This window comes from Dehalococcoidales bacterium (assembly GCA_041656115.1).
Lineage (GTDB): Bacteria > Chloroflexota > Dehalococcoidia > Dehalococcoidales > UBA5627 > UBA5627.
The window spans coordinates 25649-46502 of sequence record JBBAED010000007.1 but is presented as its reverse complement, the minus strand read 5'-3'; the positions used below and the strand labels follow the sequence as shown (position 1 = coordinate 46502).

The 20854-nt window shown below is 43.3% G+C and carries 23 protein-coding genes; 16 read left to right on the top strand and 7 right to left on the bottom strand.

Annotated elements, in window-relative coordinates:
* Positions 1-15: 15 nt before the first annotated feature.
* The 5 genes from WC958_05165 (at position 16) to WC958_05145 (ending at position 5417) form a co-directional block, all read left to right on the top strand.
* Positions 16-627: a hypothetical protein gene (locus tag WC958_05165; protein MFA5629620.1), complete on the top strand. Its 612-nt coding sequence runs from the start codon at positions 16-18 to the stop codon at positions 625-627.
* Positions 628-659: 32 nt separating this feature from the next.
* On the top strand, positions 660-2009 hold the full coding sequence (locus tag WC958_05160) for a glycine--tRNA ligase (GenBank protein MFA5629619.1): 1350 nt from the start codon (positions 660-662) through the stop codon (positions 2007-2009).
* A gap of 75 nt (positions 2010-2084) precedes the next feature.
* Positions 2085-3320: an exonuclease SbcCD subunit D gene (locus tag WC958_05155; protein ID MFA5629618.1), complete on the top strand. Its 1236-nt coding sequence runs from the start codon at positions 2085-2087 to the stop codon at positions 3318-3320.
* A 10-nt stretch (positions 3321-3330) separates the two neighbouring features.
* A complete protein-coding gene (locus tag WC958_05150; GenBank protein ID MFA5629617.1) occupies positions 3331-4026 on the top strand; it encodes a phosphoribosyltransferase family protein in 696 nt (231 codons plus the stop codon).
* Between the two features lie 470 nt (positions 4027-4496).
* Positions 4497-5417, top strand: a complete 921-nt coding sequence (locus WC958_05145) for an alpha/beta hydrolase (protein ID MFA5629616.1) — start codon at positions 4497-4499, stop codon at positions 5415-5417.
* Here WC958_05145 and WC958_05140 read toward each other — a convergent pair whose 3' ends face one another.
* The 5 genes from WC958_05140 to WC958_05120 form a co-directional block, all read right to left on the bottom strand.
* Complete coding sequence (locus tag WC958_05140; GenBank protein ID MFA5629615.1) at positions 5418-5840, bottom strand: peptidylprolyl isomerase; 423 nt, start codon at positions 5838-5840, stop codon at positions 5418-5420.
* 234 nt (positions 5841-6074) lie between these two features.
* Entirely contained in the window at positions 6075-6374 is a 300-nt protein-coding gene (locus WC958_05135) for a zinc-ribbon domain containing protein (GenBank protein MFA5629614.1), read from the bottom strand.
* Between the two features lie 250 nt (positions 6375-6624).
* A complete protein-coding gene (locus tag WC958_05130; GenBank protein MFA5629613.1) occupies positions 6625-8523 on the bottom strand; it encodes an ABC transporter ATP-binding protein in 1899 nt (632 codons plus the stop codon).
* Entirely contained in the window at positions 8523-10745 is a 2223-nt protein-coding gene (locus WC958_05125) for an ABC transporter ATP-binding protein (protein MFA5629612.1), read from the bottom strand. Before WC958_05125 ends, WC958_05130 begins: the two co-directional genes overlap by 1 nt.
* Positions 10746-11051: 306 nt before the next feature.
* Positions 11052-11312 (bottom strand): AbrB/MazE/SpoVT family DNA-binding domain-containing protein, encoded by a 261-nt coding sequence (locus WC958_05120; GenBank protein MFA5629611.1) that lies wholly within the window; start codon positions 11310-11312, stop codon positions 11052-11054.
* A 220-nt stretch (positions 11313-11532) separates the two neighbouring features.
* Here WC958_05120 and WC958_05115 point away from each other — a divergent pair, with 220 nt between their 5' ends.
* The 4 genes from WC958_05115 to WC958_05100 all read left to right on the top strand — a co-directional run bounded on the left by WC958_05115 (position 11533) and on the right by WC958_05100 (position 12963).
* Positions 11533-11895, top strand: a complete 363-nt coding sequence (locus tag WC958_05115) for a DUF2089 domain-containing protein (protein ID MFA5629610.1) — start codon at positions 11533-11535, stop codon at positions 11893-11895.
* On the top strand, positions 11892-12167 hold the full coding sequence (locus WC958_05110) for a hypothetical protein (GenBank protein MFA5629609.1): 276 nt from the start codon (positions 11892-11894) through the stop codon (positions 12165-12167). Before WC958_05115 ends, WC958_05110 begins: the two co-directional genes overlap by 4 nt.
* Before the next feature lie 29 nt (positions 12168-12196).
* Positions 12197-12661 carry a hypothetical protein gene (locus WC958_05105; protein MFA5629608.1) on the top strand — a complete coding sequence of 155 codons (465 nt, stop codon included), beginning with the start codon at positions 12197-12199 and terminating at the stop codon, positions 12659-12661.
* 131 nt (positions 12662-12792) lie between these two features.
* Positions 12793-12963, top strand: coding sequence for a hypothetical protein (locus WC958_05100; GenBank protein ID MFA5629607.1), 171 nt, complete (start codon positions 12793-12795; stop codon positions 12961-12963).
* A 77-nt stretch (positions 12964-13040) separates the two neighbouring features.
* Here the strand turns inward: WC958_05100 and WC958_05095 are convergent, their stop codons facing one another.
* Together WC958_05095 and WC958_05090 are read right to left on the bottom strand one after the other, a co-directional pair.
* A complete protein-coding gene (locus WC958_05095) occupies positions 13041-14231 on the bottom strand; it encodes an MBL fold metallo-hydrolase (GenBank protein ID MFA5629606.1) in 1191 nt (396 codons plus the stop codon).
* A gap of 31 nt (positions 14232-14262) precedes the next feature.
* Positions 14263-14424 carry a rubredoxin gene (locus WC958_05090; protein ID MFA5629605.1) on the bottom strand — a complete coding sequence of 54 codons (162 nt, stop codon included), beginning with the start codon at positions 14422-14424 and terminating at the stop codon, positions 14263-14265.
* A 236-nt stretch (positions 14425-14660) separates the two neighbouring features.
* Between WC958_05090 and WC958_05085 the strand changes: the two genes are divergently transcribed.
* From WC958_05085 to WC958_05055, 7 genes are all read left to right on the top strand, one after another.
* Entirely contained in the window at positions 14661-16067 is a 1407-nt protein-coding gene (locus WC958_05085) for a metallophosphoesterase (protein ID MFA5629604.1), read from the top strand.
* A 92-nt stretch (positions 16068-16159) separates the two neighbouring features.
* The gene (locus tag WC958_05080; protein ID MFA5629603.1) at positions 16160-16507 is read left to right on the top strand and encodes a cupin domain-containing protein; all 348 of its coding nucleotides are present in this window, start codon (positions 16160-16162) and stop codon (positions 16505-16507) included.
* 115 nt (positions 16508-16622) lie between these two features.
* On the top strand, positions 16623-17261 hold the full coding sequence (locus WC958_05075; GenBank protein MFA5629602.1) for a TetR/AcrR family transcriptional regulator: 639 nt from the start codon (positions 16623-16625) through the stop codon (positions 17259-17261).
* A 27-nt stretch (positions 17262-17288) separates the two neighbouring features.
* On the top strand, positions 17289-18293 hold the full coding sequence (locus WC958_05070) for an acyl-CoA dehydratase activase-related protein (GenBank protein ID MFA5629601.1): 1005 nt from the start codon (positions 17289-17291) through the stop codon (positions 18291-18293).
* On the top strand, positions 18284-19366 hold the full coding sequence (locus tag WC958_05065; protein MFA5629600.1) for a hypothetical protein: 1083 nt from the start codon (positions 18284-18286) through the stop codon (positions 19364-19366). The genes WC958_05070 and WC958_05065 overlap by 10 nt, the downstream gene beginning before the upstream one ends.
* A gap of 11 nt (positions 19367-19377) precedes the next feature.
* Positions 19378-20391, top strand: coding sequence for an acyl-CoA dehydratase activase (locus WC958_05060; GenBank protein ID MFA5629599.1), 1014 nt, complete (start codon positions 19378-19380; stop codon positions 20389-20391).
* A gap of 162 nt (positions 20392-20553) precedes the next feature.
* Positions 20554-20823 carry an ACT domain-containing protein gene (locus WC958_05055; protein ID MFA5629598.1) on the top strand — a complete coding sequence of 90 codons (270 nt, stop codon included), beginning with the start codon at positions 20554-20556 and terminating at the stop codon, positions 20821-20823.
* Positions 20824-20854: the final 31 nt, after the last annotated feature.

The window sequence follows — 20854 nt, the reverse complement described above, 5'->3', positions numbered from 1 at the left end:
ATAACTTTTATATCTATGACAACAACAATTATTGCCGGGGTTATTTTTATTACTGGGCTCTGCATCGGTATTGTTATTTTTTTATATCTTGGCTACTCTAAACAAAGGAATAACAAAGCTAGCACTTGCCAAGCAGACACCGCGGGGCTGACGTTTGAATGGAAGTATGTTTCCCTACCGTTAACAATCCTTTTTATGTCATTTGTGGTAATCGCTATCTTTTTCTTCCAACTCCCGGATCAAGTCGCATATCGATTTAATTCGGATGGAAGCCCCGAAAACTGGATTGGGCGTTTAAATATTTCTGCTGTTATGCTGGGGGTACAAGCATTAATTGCCGTCGCGATAATTTTGGTTGTCAGGTCGGTGGTAAACTTTGGTAAAACTATTACAAAAGCCGATACCGGCTTAAATCTCGACCGTTTTATGCTCCTTATCGGCAATATTGCCGCCCTGCCGCAACTCGTGCTGGCGGTTGTGATGTTTGATATCTTTAGCTTCAACTTAGTGGGCGAACATGTTTTGTCCATTTGGTTTATAATTCTTACAATGGCAATAGTCGGGGTTGTTATTTTAGCTGTCTTTTTTATTAAAGCTTTTATGCATACAACCATAAAAAATAAATAAATCCCTTTATACAATAAGCAAGGAGTATCGGTTTGTCTGAAAATAATCAGGTTAGCATGGAAAAAATAGTTTCATTGTGCCGCCGACGCGGCTTCATTTTTCCGTCAAGTGAAATCTATGGCGGGCTTTCGAGTTGTTGGGACTACGGTCCTCTCGGTGTAGAATTAAAACGTAATATCAAGGACGCCTGGTGGAGAGCAATGGTCCACAATCGCGATGACATTGTCGGTTTGGATTGCAGTATCCTGATGCATCCGGATGTTTGGAAAGCCAGCGGACATGTTGACGGCTTCTCCGATCCCATGGTCGATTGCAAAGGCTGTAAGATGCGCTGGCGCTCGGATACGTTGGAAACCACAGTTTGTCCGTCATGCGGCGGAGAACTGACCGAGCCACGCCAGTTCAACTTGATGTTTAAAACCTTTATGGGACCGATTGAAGATGCAGCCAGCATTGTTTACCTGCGCCCCGAAACCGCACAAGGAATCTTTGTTAATTTTGAAAATGTGGTTAACACCACACGCAAAAAACTGCCTTTTGGCATCGCACAGGCCGGTAAATCCTTCCGCAATGAAATTACCACCGGGAATTTTATATTCCGCAGCCGAGAGTTTGAACAAATGGAAATGGAATTCTTTTGCGTGCCGGGAACAGACGATGAATGGTTGGAATATTGGCGGAACGAACGCATGAATTGGTACATCGGCCTCGGAATTGATCCTGAAAAACTGCATTTCCGCGAACACAGTAAAGATGAGTTGGCGCACTATGCCAAGGGTTGTTACGACATTGAATTTCTGTTCCCAATGGGATGGTCAGAATTAGAAGGCATCGCCAATCGTTGTGATTTTGATCTAACCCAACATGCCAAATTCAGCGGCAAAAAATTGGAATATGTCAACAATGAAACGGGTGAACATATCGTTCCTTACGTTATTGAGCCGTCCGCGGGTGTGGACCGCTCGGTTTTGGCTTTCCTTTGCAACGCCTACTGTGAAGAACCCGATAAGGATGAAATCCGCACCGTATTGAAATTGCACCCTGCCCTGGCACCCTTTAAAGTAGCCATTCTGCCGCTTAGCCGTAAAGAAAACCTGGTTAATTTGGCAAAAGAAATTCATAACGATGTCAGAAAACAATGGATGACAAGTTATGATGATTCGCAAAGTATCGGCAGAAGATATCGCAGGCAAGATGAAATCGGTACCCCGTATTGTGTAACCGTTGATTTTGATTCGCTGGAAGATAAACAAGTTACTGTACGTGAACGGGACAGCATGATGCAGATTCGTATCCCCATAAGCGAACTAACTAAGACTATCTCCGCAAAAATGGCCGGCGAACCGTTTGATGTATTACCACCCGGCGGACGTCTCTTATAAACTTTGTAAAGATAAAGTTTTGAAATAATCAGACTATCTGCCAATTTGGTGCGGGCATATTGAAAAAACCGGAGAATGCCGTTGAAAATAATTCATTTTGCCGATCTCCATTTGGGGGTTGAAAGTTATGGGCGCACAGACCCTGAAACGGGAATGTCGTCACGGCTGCTGGATTTTTTAGCCACTTTTGACAAGCTGGTTGACTATGCGGTTGATAATAAGGTTGATTTGATACTCTTTTGCGGAGACACCTACAAAAACCGCAACCCCAGCCAAACACAACAGAGGGAATTTGCAAAACGCATCCGCAGGCTTTCCGAAGCCGGAATCCCCGTTTTCCTCCTTGCCGGCAATCACGATATGCCCAACGATACCAAAAGAGCAACCTCTACCGAAATATTTGATACGCTTGCCATAAAAAATATCTACGTTGCCAATCGCCCCGAAGTCTTTAAAATCAACACCGCTAAAGGGGATATCCAAATCGCGGCACTGCCGTGGATGAGGCGCAGCCCCCTAATGAGTAAAGGAAAAGCATCAGATCTGACATTTAGTGAAATCAACGACGAGATGCAAGAAAAACTGGCAAACATTATTAATATGCAAGCCAAACAAATTGATCCTAACTTACCTGCAATCCTTGCCTCACACATCTGGATAACCGGGGTTAAAACCGGTTCGGAAGATTCGATGACCATCGGACAAGAACATGCTCTACCCCCGGGGACCATTGCCAACCCGGCGTTTGATTATATTGCCCTGGGGCATATCCACCGCCATCAAGTTATGAACGAAAACCCGCCGATGACCTATTCCGGAAGCCTCGATAAATTGGATTTTGGAGACGAGGATGATGAAAAGGGTTTTTATTTGGTGGAGATAGAAGACAACCCAAAATCCGATAAAAGGAAGGTTTCATACGAATTCTACATTCTTGAAGGCAGGCGCTTTATAACTATCAAGGCCGAAATAGAACCGGGGGATATTAACCCCACACAAACCGTCTTAAATGCAATCAGCGCACATAGAATTGACAATGCAATTGTAAAATTACAAATAAAACTCACTCAAGAGTCGGAAAAAATGATTCTGGACGGAGCAATAAAAGAAGCCCTTAAAGAAGCTGATTATTTTACAATCGCCAAAGAAGTAAAGCGCAACCCCCGCACAAGGGCCGTCTCTCAGGCCATAGAAGGGCTTTCTGTGGCCGATACACTGCAATCATGGCTTGGTGCTACTAATGTCACCGAAGAACGTGCTAAAATACTTATGCGGTACGGGAAAGAACTTATTAACGAGATTCAATCGTAAGGAGAAAAAATTGCATATTTCCAGGCAAGCTCTCTTTGAAAACAGATACGATGCCGGCAGTAAGTTGGCAGAAAAACTACAAGCTTATAAGGACCAATCGGCAATTGTTTTTGCCATTCCCAACGGAGGTATTCCGGTCGGCGTCCAAGTTGCTTTATCTCTTAATGCCGAGCTGGACTTAGTGATTTCTCGTAAAATCCCGATTCCTTTAAGACCTGAAGGCGGTTTCGGCGCCGTAGCCGATGACGGGACAACTATTTACAACGAGCCCGTTTTAAGACATATCAATTTAAACGAGCAGCAGATTAATTATCAGGTCAATCTGGTTAGAAGTAATATCAAACAGCGCAGTATTTTCTATCGCGGAAACAAGCCGCTGGCACTCGTAACCGATAAAACAATTATCGTAGTTGATGACGGGCTGGCTTCGGGCTATACCATGCTGGCAGCGGTTGAATCGCTCAGACGCCGCCGCCCCAAGCAGATTATTGTCGCCGTACCGGCAGCCCCTGCCGCCGCCGTCTTAAACGTTGAGAAAACTGCGGATAAAGTTATAACGGTGGAGACAGCCTACACACCTAAATTCTACGTTTCGGATTATTACAAATACTGGAACGTGCTTAGCGACGATGAAGGGTTAAGGGCCTTTAACGATTGGAAAATGAGGCGTTATCAATCCAAATTAAACCCGCCGCAAATGAAATAAGAAACGATTGGATTTAAGTAGGTTTTTAGCAAATTTTGATATTTTCCGTAATAATCCAAACCGCACAAGAGCAAAAACCTTAACCTACTTCGCCTTGCATTTTTAAGAACGCTGAGTAAATATTTAACGGCTGAACCGATATCCGCTATGCCTTACGACCACCTTAAACATCGCGACCAACATCCTGATTGTTTCTGCACTGCGATAACTCTTAACTTCATCCTTATAGACGGATAATTTTACAAACTCAAACTCTCTTTTAAAAAGGCAACAAAAAGATAGGTTTTAGATACATAACGGCTTTGATTTAACCGGATAATTTTTCAACCGCAAAAACATGAAAGTCTATCTAAAAAATAGTATAATGGTTCTGCTATTCAGGCTCTTTTAACCGGACAATATTTGCGCCCGAATGATAGGATTATTCAAATATAAGTTCATAATACTCTGTGTATAGCTGAGGGGGATTTATGGGCCAAACCTCTGTATGGTCAACAATCGGAATTGTCGTTTTGATATATGTTATTCTGTCCACACTGGCAGCATATGTTCTTGTACGTATTCCGCGCTTGCCCGTCAAGGATAACCCCTCTAAAATCGGGCTTGAATACGAAGATGTATCTTTTCCCAGCCGCAAAGATAATTTGACGCTAAAGGGTTGGTATATGCCCGGCAAAAAGGCTTTTACGATTGTCTTAATTACAGGAATGCGGCAAAACCGCGTAGACTATCGTATCAACAGCCTTAATATGGCCAAAGGCTTTGTGGAAAGGGGCTTTAATGTCCTCTTTTTTGATCAGCGCGGACGCGGGGAATCGGAAGGGCAAGGGATTGTCCTTACTAATTTTGAAGAAGATATCGGCGGTGCAATTGACTTTATTAAGAAACGAAACGGCCCCAATGAACAAATCGGGCTTATCGGTCTTTCTGCAGGTGCCGCCGCTACGGTCGCCTTTAGTAGCGCGGAGGAAGTTGATGCAGTTGTTGCCGACAGTTGCTTTACAAGCGTTGTCAGGGTCTTTTCTCAAAAAGGGGCTTCGATGTTGAAGTTGCCGCGCCCGATTGTGATATTACTGGCAGTCGGGGTTTGGATAATGGCACGCATAATGTACGGATTCCGCAGAACCAATCCGGCGGATAAAGTTGCCAGTGTAAAGTGTCCGATTCTTTTTATCCAAGGCGATAAAGATGATTGGGTAACAGTCGATACCACGGAAAGGCTGCTTAAGCTTTCCGACAACCCCCTGGATGAAGTCTGGTACGTCCCGAATGCCGGACATACCAAGACTTTTGGGATTGACCCTGAGGGGTATATTGATCGAATCGCATCCTTTTTTGAAAAATTCGAAAAAGTGCCAACTTTAAGCAATAAACAAGAAGCTACGATATAGTCATTTTTCTTCTACAAGAGTTAACTCAAACGTTAAATCTTTTCCTGCCAAATCATGATTGGCATCCAAGGTAACCGCATCTTCGGTTATTTCAGTAACAACAACCGTAACGGGGGCTCCATCGGGTTGCCTCATCTGCAGTTTATCGCCAACTTGCGGGTTTAATTCGGCGGGGAGTTTTTCTTTCTCTACCACCAATATCAATTCCTCATGCCTCGGCCCGTAAGCTTGTTCGGCCGGGATTGTAACGGTTTTCGTTTCACCGACGCTCATACTCAGTACAGCTTCATCAAAGCCGGGGATAACTTGACCGCTGCCCAGTTTAAATTCCAAAGGGCTGCGGTTTAGGGAAGAATCAAAAACACTCCCGTCATCAAGCCTTCCGGTATAATGAACTCTTACAACACTGCCGTTATTTGCCATTCAATCGCTCCTTAAAATATTTTTAAACAAAGCCGTCCCGTTAAGGGCATTCCGAAAGCAATACTTGGATAAAGAACACCTGAGGATTACGACATTATTTAATTTAATAGACAAGTATAACACACAACCGTATATGCAAACTATTTGTCCGCTTGTTGTTTTAACCGCCGTTATAAATTCAAAAGGGGCATACTTTATAGGTATGCCCCTGTATAATAAACCAACTCTTAGTTACTAGGCTCTGTTCTTTCTATAGCAGTCGCTGCAATAGACCGGTTTGTCGCCACGCGGTTCAAACGGAACTTCCGTATCTTTACCACATTCTGCACAAACAGTCGGGAACATCTGACGTCTTCCGCCACCGAACCCACCACTATTCCCAAGACGCTCTTGCTTTCTAGCCTGGCGGCAAGTAGGACAACGCTTCGGTTCATTGGTGTAGCCTTTTGACTCAAAGAATTCCTGCTCTTCAACGCTAAAAACAAAAGTAGCGCCGCAATCAGAGCATACAATGGATTTCTCAGTAAAGCTCATGGATGACCTCCTTCCTTATATTAGTTGGCATGGGTCATGGTCATCCGTTACTTGTAAATAATTCAATGAACGTACGTTGGGGAAATTTGAAGAGTAAACTGTTGCAATAGAAATATAGTACATAATGACCTAACTTATAACCACCGAAATCAGAATACAATAATCCGCTTTATTTGTCAATAATAATTATTCTATATTGTCAACCGGCGGTGCGAAGCGGTAGCAAAACCCGCCTCACACCGCTTGCTTGTTAAACTTCGGCCCCCTCAAACTGACTGTTATAAAGGGAGGCATAAAAACCGTTGGCAGCCATTAAGTCCGCATGGGTCCCCTGCTCTATAATATCTCCGTTACTAATTACCAAAATTACATCGGCGTTACGGATAGTCGAAAGCCGATGGGCAATAATAAAGCTTGTACGACCCTTCATCAAATCTTCCATTGCTTTCTGAATTAAAGCTTCCGTTCTTGTATCTACCGAACTGGTCGCCTCATCCAAAATCAGTATTTTGGGGTCGGCAAGGAATGCCCTGGCTATTGTCAGTAACTGCTTTTCTCCTTGTGAGATATTACTTGACTCTTCGTTTAATTCCATATCGTAACCATGCGGTAAAGTGCGTATAAAGTGATCCGCATTCGCCATAGTTGCCGCGGCAACAATCTCTTCATCGGTTGCCACAAGGTTACTGTAACTTATATTTTCCCGAATAGAACCGTTAAAGAGCCATGTATCCTGGAGCACCATCCCAAACATGTCCCTTAAATATTCGCGGCTAAATTGTTTGATATCGATGCCATCAATTGAAATAGAACCGCCGTCAACATCGTAAAAACGCATAAGCAATTTAACCAGTGTCGTTTTACCGGCACCGGTTGGCCCGACAATGGCAACCTTTTGCCCGGAGCGGATATCAACCGAGAAATTATGAATGATTTCTTTATCCGGTGTATATCCGAAACGGACTCCATTAAAGGAAACGTCTCCGTTAACTTGCGCTAATTTTGTAAAATCAACGGGATCCGGCAAATCCTCGTCTTCATCCAAAAATTCGAATACACGTTCTGCCGCCGCAGCCGTAGACTGCAATATATTAGCTATATTTGCTACCTGTCCTATAGGATGGTTAAAGGATCTGACATACTGGATAAAGGCGAGAATATCACCGACTTTAATAGTTCCGTTCGCAGCCAAATACCCGCCAAGTATACTCACCCCTACATAGGATAAGTTACCGACAAAATTCATTATCGGCATCATCATCCCCGATAAGAACTGTGATTTCCAGCCGGAATCATAAAGCTCTTCGTTTAACTTATCAAACTGTTGAATTGATTTTTCTTCCCCGTTAAACGATTTCATTACGATATGGCCGCCATACATCTCTTCAACATGGCCGTTGACATGTCCCAAATAAGTTTGCTGTTTCCTGAAGTATTTTTGAGATCTTTTGACAACCACGGCAATTAACCCCAACGATATAGGGATTACAATTAAAGCAACCAATGTCATCATCCAGCTAATGGAGAGCATCATCACCAAAACACCGATAATCGTTGTAACCGACGTTACAATCTGAGAAAGGTTTTGGGTTAAGGTATTGCTTACGGTGTCCACATCGTTGGTAACACGGCTTAAAACGTCACCATGACTGCTTTTATCGAAATACTTAAACGGTACCCGTTTAATTTTCTCGGCTATATTTTTACGGAAGTTATAAGTCACCTTCATTGATATACCCGATAAAATATAGCCTTGAATATAGCTGAGAGCCATACTTAAAAGGTAGATACCAAGCAGCAAAAGGGCAATGTTACCGATATAGTTAAAATCGATTGCCGCCCCGGGAATATTGGCTGCCTTAGCCATCACCCCTTCAAATAGTTTGGTGGTAGCGTTACCGAAAAGTTTGGGCCCCACTATAGTAAAGACGGTGCTGGCAACCGCAAAAATAAGCACTAAAATCAGTGAAAAGCGGTACGGCTTCAAATATCTTAAGAAAGTCCTCATGGTTTTCTTAAAACTCTTCGGCTTTTCACCCCCCATCCCCGCCCCGTGCATGGGCCCTCCGCCAAAACCCCTGCCGCCCATCGGAGGTGTTCTCTTGGAATTGTTATAGTTTGTCCCGTTTTGTCGATTCTGTTCAGGCATTACAGAAGTTCCTCCTTCGACAATTGAGACGAGGCAATCTCTTGGTAGATATTGCACTTTTCCATTAATTCTTTATGTGTCCCGATACAACTAACCTCGCCGTTATTAAGAACAACGATTTGGTCTGCGTTCATAACGGTGCTGACCCTTTGGGTTACAATCAGAACCGTGGCATTCGACATTCCTTTTTTCATTGCTTTTCTAAGGGCTTTATCGGTCTTATAATCCAAGGCTGATAAGCTGTCGTCAAAAAGGTATATTTGCGACTTTTTCGCCAAAGCCCGTGCGATTGATAAACGTTGTTTCTGCCCGCCCGAGAGATTAGCCCCACCCTGCGATACGGCAGTCTCAAAACCGCTTTCGCTTTCGGAAATAAAATCAAGGGCTTGAGCTGTTTTAGCGAATTTGGTTATTTCTTCATCCGTGGCATCTTCATCGGCATAACGGATATTACTGCCGATGGTGCCCGAAAAGAGTGTCGCCTTTTGAGGAACATAGCCGATTTTATCCCGCAAATTGTGTTGTGTTACGCTGCGCACATCAATTCCGTCAATGGTAACACTGCCTCCGGTAACGTCATAAAAACGGGGGATTAAATTAATTAAGGTCGATTTACCGCTTCCGGTACTTCCGATAATGGCCGTCGTTTGGCCCGGCTTTGAGGTAAATGTAATATTTTTTAATACGTCATCTTCGGCGCCCGGATAACGGAACGATACATTTTTAAATTCGATAATACCCTTAAAATCTTCGTCAAATACTTGCGGTTCTTGAGGGTCATTGATTGTCGGCTGCGTTTCAATTACCTCGGTTACCCTTGTTGCGGCAACGCTGGCACGCGGCATTATCACAAATACTATTGAAATCATCAAGAACGCCATTATAATCTGCATTCCGTATTGCATAACAGCCATCATACTGCCGACCTGCATTGAGCCGATATCAACCTGGTGCGATCCGACCCACATAATCAGAATCATCACGGCATTCATCAAAAACATCATCGCCGGCATCATAAAGACCATGATGCGGTTAATAAAAAGGTTGGTCTTGGTGATATCTTTATTGGCAACATCAAATTTGGATTCTTCATACCCTTGAGTATTAAAAGCACGAATCACCATCTGGCCGGTAAGCATTTCGCGTGTTACCAAATTCAGCCTGTCCACCAATTTTTGAACGATACGGAATTTCGGTAATGCTATCGCAAAAATAATTGCCATTAACGTCATTAAAACCGCCACCGCCGCGGCGATAATCCAAAGCATTGAGCTATCCGTTCCGATTACCTTAATTACGCCGCCGATGCCCAATAAGGGGGCATAAAAGACAATTCTGAACAGCAGCACCATCAGCATCTGGATTTGAGTTATGTCGTTGGTTGTTCTGGTAATTAAGGAAGCTGTCGAAAACCTGTCAAATTCGGTACCGGAAAAGCTTTCAACCCTTTCGAATAACTGCTTGCGCAAATTGCGTCCCAGCCCTGCCGCAACGCGCGCCGACAAGAAACCGACCGCAATTGAAGCAGCTGCGCTGGCAAGGGTTAATAAAAGCATTAAAGCCCCTATTTTGAGCATGTAAACAGTCTGCATGCTGTTAACGTTCACGCCGATTGTTTTATATTCGGCCGAAATATAGGCGATGGCATACTGCTTAAGCACGCTCTCAAGTGCCGTATTGACCTTATCAAGAATGGTATCGCGCATGACTTCCCACTGCGCAGGGGGCAGTGCGGCAATTACCTCAAACGGGTCTGTGCCTTCCGGTATTTGCCAAACGTCGCCGGGGAAGTTTTCCGTGCCGCCTTGTTCAATAGCCGCCACCACCGGTATAACTTGCTCAAAGATAGCGCCCAGCTGATCAATTGTAATGTTATTTTTTGTGTTGAGTTTATACAGCGGATTCGAGGCCAGCGCGGGATAAGATTTTAGATATTTGTTGTAATCATCTGCGGAAAGTGATTGTTTGTCGAGTAAAATGTAGTTGTTTCCAACAAACTCTTGGTCTTCGTCGGTCATAAAAAGGGTTATTTTATTAAACTCGCCTTCTCTGATAACTTCCGGAACCGGCTTTTCGACACCGCCCTGCTGTATGCCGACATCAACTATTTTCGACATATAGCTCGGTAATGAAAGGTCGCTCATTGCCTGACCGAATAAGAGCGCGAATATCGTAAGTATCACCCAACCAAAGGGCTTAAGATGCTTAATCAGTTTTAACATTTATTTCAAATAGCCTCTATTTTTAAATAAAAATTGTACAGGGAAGATTCACATGTATAATTTGAGTCATCTAAAATTATATTTCAATCGGTAAATAAAGAATACGGTTCGAGTAACGGAAGAATAAAAAACAGTCTAAACCTTTTCGGGGGCAAGAACAACAGCGATAACAATTTGTTTATCGTATCGGCCTTTAAACACCCCGCACAGTAAAAGCGAACTGTGTAAACTCCCAACCTTAAAGACATATTGTAAGCGCCATCGGCGAAAAACTATCAAACGATTCCGGGACGGCAAAATTATTTATTATTCTCCCTCTTCTTTGGCGATTAGCTCTTCCATACGCGTCATTAAATCCTTGGCATTCGTTATGTACTTTGCCATTGAATCGGCACGCGCAATCATTAAGGTTTCGCCTCCCGGCCCGCCAAAAACCAGTAATTTAGCCGAAGGGGCTATATCCAAATCACGGCGAGCCTCAGCCGGAATTACGATTTGTCCGCGCTCACCAACCGTTGTAGAGCCGTAAAATTTATGCTCCTTACATTTCATATCTTTATCTTCCATACCAAAACCCTCTCGACAACTCTTATTATTTGATTTATCAAATATATCATATTATTCATATTTTGTACATATTTATAAGTACATTTCCCGGCAAATACAAATAATTTCAAAACATACCCCCAAATTATTGTTATTTTTAATTTATGTATTGATTTTTTTAATATTTATGCTAACATATAATTAAACAAGTTAATTTTACCCCGAAATAAAGGAGGTTGAGATGGCACAGGATTGGATAGAGTTAACACAGTTAACCGGCAATAATCTGTTCTTGGTTGAACAAGTAAAACTCCCCAACAAAAACATCAAAATAACGGGTGAGTTTGAATTACCTCCTCTGGCAAAATTATCCGCCGAGGATCAGGTTTTTGTAATGGCTTTTGTACGATGCCACGGCTCCATCAAAGAAATGGAAGCCGCATTTGGAATAAGCTACCCGACCGTTAAAAATCGCTTAACCAAAATCGCGGCGCAATTTGAATTTACGGTAACTCTTCCTGTTTCTTCCAAAGAGGAAATACTGGCGAGGCTTGAGCGCGGGGAAATAACCGCCGATGAGGCCATTGAGAAGTTAAAGAAATGATTATCCCGCCGCTGTTTATAAAAATTAAAATGGTTAACAACAAAACAAATATCAATCTTTGGCTGCCTCTTTTTTTAGTGTGGTTAATTATTGCCCCCTTAGCGTTAATACTGTCGCCGCTTGTACTAATTATTGCGCTTGTACTCTACCCTTTCGGTTGGGGTAAGCCGCTCCTCCAATTGGGGCCGCGAATATATTCCGTTTTATGTAATCTCAAAGATTTAAAAATCGATATAAAAGGCAAAGACGAATTGGAACTCTACTTTCGGTAATTAACAATAAAATCAGTAAGGAGATAACAATGAATAATAAAAGAAAAATACTCGAAATGCTGGCTGCAAATAAAATCAGCGCCGAAGAAGCGGAAAGGCTGCTTTTACTGGTGGATAATGAAACGGAAAGCGCCGAGCCGATAAAATCGCCTAAAAATCTTAAATATTTACATGTTAAGGTTGAAACTATCCCCAACCCTAATTACCGCACAGCGGATAACGGAGACTCAGACGATGAAGATTCAGACGACAACGTTAATATCCGTGTGCCGATTGCACTTATCAGAGCAGGCATGAAGCTGACTTCGATTATTCCGCCGGCCGTCTATTCTCAAATAGATTCTTCTTTAAAAGAAAAAGGGATTGAGTTTGACTTGCGTAATATTAAACCGGAGAACATCGAAGAACTGATAACCGCACTGGAAGATCTTGAAGTCAACGTCGAAAGTAAAAACAAAAGAAAAAATACCGTTGTAAGGGTTTATGCGGAATAAATTTGACAGCGCTTAATATTCCGTTGTATATTTGTTCACTATCGTAAAAACCCACCTTTTGGAGGCGGGTTTTTATTTAATCCGAAGGCTTTATCGGATTAAAACAAACCAGCGTAAAAGGAAGGTTTAACTTGTTAGAAACTATTCAAAAAGCTTTCGCCGAATACGAAGAAAAAATGAAACTGCTTGCCAATTGCCTTGACGCCGAGGCGTATCACTTACAACAAGTTGCAACGCACTGCCATCAGGTGTCCGAGGAGTGTGTTACCGTAAGCGATAATATTTATAAAATGGATTCTTAACTCAACCGGAAAACAAAAAACCGTGCGTTTTGCACGGTTTTTTTAATGTTAAACACTTCTTTTTTATTACGGAGATTTTATTCTGCTTTAACGGCCTTAGCTACCGCCGCTCCCATTTCGCGGCACTGTGCCAGTTCCTCGGGCTTCGGTTGCCATTTCGCTTTTACGCTTTCCGCAACAACCGCAATATTACACTTATTAAGATGTTCTTCAATAATTTTGGGGCTTTCCCCGCTCCAGCCGTATGTGCCAAAAGCGGCTCCGATTTTATTCTGGAACTTCAAGCCCCTTAAATCCTCTAAAACGGGCGCTAAAGTCGGCAGAACCCCCTGGTTAAAAGTGGGCGACCCGACAATGATTGCCTTTGTTTTAAATAATTCGGTAGCAATATCGTTTCTGTCGGTTAAGCCGGCATGGAATATCTTGTAAGGGACTCCTTCTGCGGCAAGCCCTTCACCGATAGCTTCAGCCATATGGCGTGTCCCCTCCCACATTGTGTCGTAAACAATAACGGCACTCTGCTCAGGTACCTGTGAGGCCCATTCCTGATACTTCTCAACAATCTGTAAAGGGTTTTTGCGCCATATCACACCATGGCTGGGGGCAATCATATCAACCGGCAGCCCCAACGCCAGAACTTCGTCGATTTTTCTTAACACCAGCTTACTGAAAGGCGTCAAAATATTGGCATAATATTTTAAGGCTTCTTCGTAAAGTTCTTCCTGGTCAACTTCATCGTTATAAAGCGACGAAGTGGCATAGTGCTGACCGAACGCATCATTGGGCATCAAGATATTTTTACCGGTTAAATAGGTAAACATGCTATCGGGCCAGTGCAGCATCGGCGCTTCAACAAAAACGAGATCGTGTTTGCCGATATTGATTTTATCGCCGGTTTTGACTGTTTGGAAATTCCACGGCTGGTGAAAATGCCCTTCGATACTTTCCTTGCCCTTTTGTGATACTACAACCGTGGCGTTTTTGGCATAGCGCATTATGGCCGGAAGCCCGCCGGAATGGTCAATCTCGGCATGATTGGCAACAACAATATCAATCTTCTCAGGATCGATAATCTCGCGTATATTCTCAATTAGTTGGTCCTGGAACGGGGTCCACACCGTATCAACGAGTACCACCTTCTCATCAATAATCAGATAAGCATTATATGACGACCCGCGATGAGTGGAAAGCTCGTGCCCGTGGAAATGTTTTAACGACCAATCCACAACACCGACCCAATAAACATTTTCCGCAATCTGAGTTACCATCAAATCCCTCCTTGTTTTTTAATTGATGTTCTTAATCAACTATTTCAAACATATCTTTTGATACACCGCACACAGGGCAAACCCAGCTGTCGGGGATATCTTCAAACGCCGTTCCCGGCTCTATTCCGCTGTCGGGGTCGCCCAGAGCGGGGTCATAAATCCAACCGCAAGCAATACAAACATATTTTGACATTATAAGCTTACTCCTTAAAGACTGTTTTATTTTGATTACGCAGGTTATATTTTACCCTTGTTGTTCCTTAATAACAATATACCAAAATAAGCGCCCGTAAAATGTGATTTTAAACACGTTTGAGAAAAAATTTTTTATTAGTTATGCAATATAATTTACCGTTGGCAATGTTTTTCTTGACACAAATCTCAATTCTCCCTACTATATGCTCACACAGAACGGATTAAATTAACCAAATGATACAAGTTTTGAAAAAGTTTTTCCCCGGAATTATCGCCTTTATCGGCTCTTTTTTGATTATAATCTTTTTTATATGGGCCTTTTCCCAACACGGAACCTACGGGCTTTACCATGTCAACGGATTTTTTAAGATTGTTTTTGCGGTTTTTGGGGTAATTGCTCTGATTCTGCCGATATTGGGGCTTTTATACATCTGGATTAAGGTTAGAAAAAACGGCGGAAGGCTCCTCCGATTATCGATACCGGCCGTAACACTTGCAATTCCGGCTGTAATTTTACCGATTCTGTTGTTTTCAACTTTAAGCGGGGTATTTTCACCGCGCTTTGTTGATACCCCGCCCCAACTCCTCTTAACCGGAAGTAACGGAGAATACAATATCCCTGATATGGCAATCTATTTCACAACCGCAAAAACCACCGCCGAAATGAGCCTGACGTGGGGTAATGACGACAATATTATCACGCTTACCGAAGATAAAAGAACCAACAAACACTTTTTTAAATTAACCGATTTAAAACCGGGTACCGATTATTTTTATCGGCTTAATAATAACACCCCAATCTATTTTTCAACACCAAAGCCCGAACAATTGCACTTTGCCGTTGCCTCTGATGCGCATTACGGAGCATCGGATGCGCGCAACGATTTAACGGAAGCGATGCTTAGCGCAATTGCTAACCCGAATAACAATTTTGATTTGTTTTGTTACCTGGGGGATCTTGTTGAATACGGATTTGTAAGCAGCCAATGGAACCAAGCCCTGCATTCTTTTAATTCCGTTACCGCCAATATCCCCACCGTCTATGCCGCCGGCAACCACGATACCCTGTTTGCGGGGTTTGGCAATCACTTTAAATATGTCGCTCCCTCAAAAATCGGTGCGGACGAAAAAACGAGTTTATGGAATAGAATTGATATGGGAAATATTCATCTTTTTGTCTTGGATGTGGAATGGAGTGCAGAGAGTTTTAGCGCTAAACAGGCGCAATGGCTGGAAGAAGAACTGGAAAGTATATCCGCCGATGATTGGACTATTATCTTAAGCCACGGCTTTTACTACGCCTCGGGAATCTCTTACTACGGATGGGAATGGTTCGATAACGAAGAAACAATCGATAAAATTACCCCGATCTTTAATAAATACAAAGTTGACCTGGTTTGTTCGGGGCACGCCCACAAAACAGAGGTATTGGAAAGTAACGGGGTTACCTATGCCGTCTGCGGCGCCTTCGGCGGTTTATCGGAGCCTGAGCCTACCTATATTTCACCTTTTAGTATTTGGAATTCCGAAAACAAATACGCATTTATTGATATAACTATTGAAAACAATGAATGTACGTTAGTTTTTCGCGACCCCGATTTCAGACCGCTCTACGAGCTAACCATTGTTAATAACCGCTAGCCACAACATTTGACCGAAAGCCTTTTCTGTTGTTTGTTACCGATAATAGCGATATAATTTATTTGTAAACACCGACTGCTTTTGGAGGGATTATGTACATAACCAACCTTGCTAAAACCACAAAGTTTGCCGCTCAGATGGAAGGAGCGAAAGACGTATTTAAACAAATACCGCTATCGAGGGAAAACGGCGCTCCCGTTTTTTCGTTTAGGGTTTTTACGGTTAGCCCGGGCGGACATACCCCCTACCACATCCACCCCTACGAACATATGAACTATGTAATAAGCGGAGAGGGTGCGCTGGTTACCGAAAACGGTGAGTTTACCGTAAAAGAAGGCGATTTTGCGCTGGTTTTGGCGAATGAAAAGCATCAGTATAAAAACACCTCGGCGACCGATGACTTTGTAATGATTTGCGGCGTTCCCAAGGATTTTGAATAGAAGACAGCCCCAAAGTTTTACAGAATTCAAACAAACTTAGTAAATAACTATTTTAAGCGTCCGGTCTTGACATTACACCTTTAGAATGCTAACATTTTCATTGAATGCTAATTCAATGAAAACGAATAAAACAAAGCCTAACTTAAGAAAGATCCAAACGGAAGAGAGGCGCACCCAAATTCTGGATACCGCTCTTTCGGTGTTTGCGCACAAGGGTTTTGCGGGGACTACAGTCAAAGATATTGCTTGCAGTGCCGGTATATCGGACGGGCTTATGTATCACTACTTCCCCAGCAAGGAAAAACTGTTGGAAGCGGTAGTTGAAAAACACAGTTTTCTGCCGCAATTAAGAGCAATTTTAACAAACCCGGAAGAACCGTGCCGTAAGGTTTTAAAGAATATCGCCATCGAATTCTCAAGTATGTTTACACGCGAAAACGATGCCGCCAAAATATTTTTACAGGAAGCCCACTCGAATGCCGAGGTTAAAAGGGTTTGGGGTAATTTATCAAACGAATGTTCATTAATATTGCAGCAGTTTTTATTGTCAAGAATCGAGACCGGCGAATTAAAACCTCATAACACCGAGGTTTCTGCCCGCTGCATTCTTGCCATTATATTGATGTTTAATTTCACCAAAGATGCTTTCCAATCAAGCAATCTGAGTGATAAACGGTTTATCGAAGAATCGGTAGACAGTTTTTTAGACGGAATAGAAGGTAACGATGCCTGCCCGGACATTGTTACAGTTTAATTTTTCACATTATATCGAGAGGAAAAAATGAGCTGTAAAGTAGGAATACCCAGAGCTTTGCTCTACTACAAGTATTTTCCGATGTGGAGTACTTTTTTAAAACAACTCGGAGCCGAGGTTGTTGTTTCGGAAGAAACTAACCAAGAACTGATTTTACAAGGGGCCTTGCTGGTTGTTTCCGACACCTGTTTACCGGTAAAAGTCTTTATCGGGCATGTTCTTTCCTTAAGCGATAAGTGCGATAAAATCTTGATTCCGGTCGTCCGCAGTACGGCCAAAAAGGTTTATAATTGCTCCCGCTTTTTAGCGCTGCCCGATTTGGCCAAGGCGGTAGTTCCCGGCGTACCCCCAATATTGGAAATTGAATTTGATTACAGCCGCGGCAAACGCTATTTGTACCGGCAAATATATTCCCTCGGAAAACACTTTACCAAAAACCCGTTTAAGATTAAAAAAGCCGCCGAATATGCCTGGCAGGTACATAAACGTTATCATGAAATTACCGCTAAGGATCACCTTACAAGAATAGAGGCAATGAGCCTTTTGGAAAACAAGCAGACAATTGAAGTAACGCAAAAAAACCATAGCGGATTAACTATCGGAATTGCCGGACACCCATACATACTGTATGACGAGCAAGTCAGCCATAATTTAATTAAAAAACTTCGCGCAACCGGAGCCAATATTATTACCCCCGAAATGGCCGATGAAGCGCATAATTCCGATAATAACAACCATACCCAATTTGCCGGGCTTGCCAAAAATTATTGGGAATCCGAAGAAGATGTTGTCGGCGCCGGCGATTATTTTACGCGCATCAAAGTTGACGGAATAATCGGCATAATGGCCTTTGCCTGCGGCCCCGACTCGCTGATGATGAACTTAGTACAAAGGCAAGCCAGGGACGAAGGAATCCCGTTTATGGGGCTAACCGTAGAAGAACACACCGCAGAGGCCGGTGTTGTAACCCGAATTGAAGCGTTTTTAGATATGATACAAAGAGCAAAAGCGAGGAACGAAAAATGCGCATAACTTTCCCTCATATCGGCAATGCTTACATAGCCGTAAAAGCCATGCTTGACCCGCTGGGAGTGGATTATGTGGTACCGCCAAAATGCAATAAAAGGACGCTTTCTCTGGCAACCAAATATTCACCCGAAGGTGTATGTATCCCCTTCAAACTTAACTTAGGGAATATGATTGAAGCCGCAGAGCTTGGAGCGGACCATATCCTAAACGTAACCGGACACGGCACATGCCGCATGGGATACTATTTTAAGGTTCAGGAGCAAATCCTGCGCGATATGGGTTATGACGTTAAAATGATGCTTACGGGGCTTTCGGAAGAAAAACTTAAAGGATTTTTAAATCTCTTAAGGAGTGTCTCCAACAATGCCCCTTGGCGTAAGGTTATTGCGGCGCTTGGGTTCGGAATAGCCAAAATAACCGCCCTTGACGATATGGAAATCCTGGCAAACAATATGCGCGCCGTTGAAAAGGTAAAGGGAACAACCACCCCGATTTACCGAAAAAGCTTGCAGGCAATTGACGATGCCTCGGATTACCGCTCGCTTAAAGCGGTAGTTAAAGAGTACGGCGAAGAAATGAGTTCAATCGAAGCAATAGCGGACTACGAACCGTTAAAAATACTTGTTGTCGGCGAAATATACGTTGTGCTTGACCCCTATGCCAATATGGACGTAGAACTGGAACTCGGAAAACTCGGGGTCGCAACCACTCGCAGCCTTTATCTTTCACGCTGGGTCAAAAAAGGATTATTATTTAACCCGCTCGGGCTTGACCAATGGCGCGACGTCCATAAAGCCGCTATGCCCTATCTCAAAAGAGATATCGGCGGAGACGGTTGGGAAACGGTGGGCGAAAAGGTAATTAGCACCGGGGTTTACGACGGTATGGTTCATCTTGCGCCTTTTACATGTATGCCGGAGGGTACCGCCCAGTGTATAATGCCATCAACAAAGGAAGACTTGCCGGTTCTGGCAATTTACTGTGATGAACAAACGTCCCAAGCCGGAATGTTAACCAGGCTTGAGGCTTTTACCGATATGATAGCAATTAAAAAGGCGGGACGCCTTAACCGTTAACTGGAGGAACAATGCAAAAGAAATTATTTATTGGGGTTGATGTCGGTTCGGTAACCGTAAAATGTGCTTTAATGAACGAGGATATGGAGCTTATTGCCCACCGTTATATCCCGACCAGCGGCAAACCAATCGTTCAGATACAAAAACTGATGCGCGAAATGAGTGATGAGGTTCCTCCGGGCTATGAAATCGGGGGGGCCGGAACCACCGGCAGTGCGCGTTACCTGGCCGGAGAAATTATCGGCGCCGATGTTATTAAAAATGAAATAACCGCTCACGCCATTGCCGCCACTCATTTTTATCCCGATGTAAAAACTATTTTGGAAATCGGCGGACAGGACAGCAAAATTATAATTATACGCGATTCCGTTGTAACCGATTTCGGAATGAACACGGTATGTGCCGCCGGTACAGGCAGTTTTTTGGATCACCAAGCGCTTAGGCTGGGGATTAAAATCGAAGAATTTGCCGCCGAGGCAATGAAAAGCAAGAACCCCGTTCGTATTGCCGGACGGTGCACCGTCTTTGCCGAATCGGATATGATTCATAAGCAACAAATGGGGCATAGCTCTTCGGATATCCTTTACGGATTATGTCAAGCGCTTGTTCGCAACTATATTAATAATGTCGGGCTCGGAAAAACGATTGAAGAACCGATTATCTTCCAAGGCGGGGTTGCCTTTAACCAGGCGATTGTCCGCGCTTTTGAAGAGGAATTGGGGACGAAAATAATGGTTCCCAAGCATCATGAAGTAATGGGAGCAATCGGCGCGGCAATCATCGCTTGGGAAAACTATAAAGCTACCGCCCAAAAATCCAAATTCAAAGGATTTTCGATTGGTGATATTGTTTACGAAACAACAACGTTTATATGCTCCGGTTGCCCGAACCAGTGCGAGATAGCTCAGCTTAAATTGGATGGGAAGGTTTTGGCACGTTGGGGCGGCCGCTGTGAGAAATGGGAGTATGCCCCCGCTGCCGATGATATTGCGGAAGAATTGGAAGATTTGGCAATCACCAATTAGTGTTTTATTCCCGTTGCGATAAGATTTTAACCGCCAAGGCATTCTTTTTGGGGAAAATCATTCCTTTAGATTATTTTCGATTGCCCCAATATGGCCGGCACATCGCCGAATATCCCCTCTTTAGTGTATAATTGAATCCATCAACATTGTGGGGAGAAAGAAATGCGCGGTATTATTACGGTAATCGGGAAAGATCGAGTCGGCATTATTGCCGCCGTCAGCAATATTCTGATGGAGGCCAATGTCAATATCCTGGATATCACTCAAACGACCCTGCAAGATATTTTCACAATGATTATGCTGGTAGACTTATCCAATCCCAAAATCACCTTTGACCGGTTATCAAAAAACCTGGATGATCAAGGTGAGAAAATGGGGCTTTCAATCAGGATTCAACGCGAAGATATCTTTAAGGCAATGCACGAAATATAATACTGTCCAAGTTAAAAGGATAGCAAGCCGA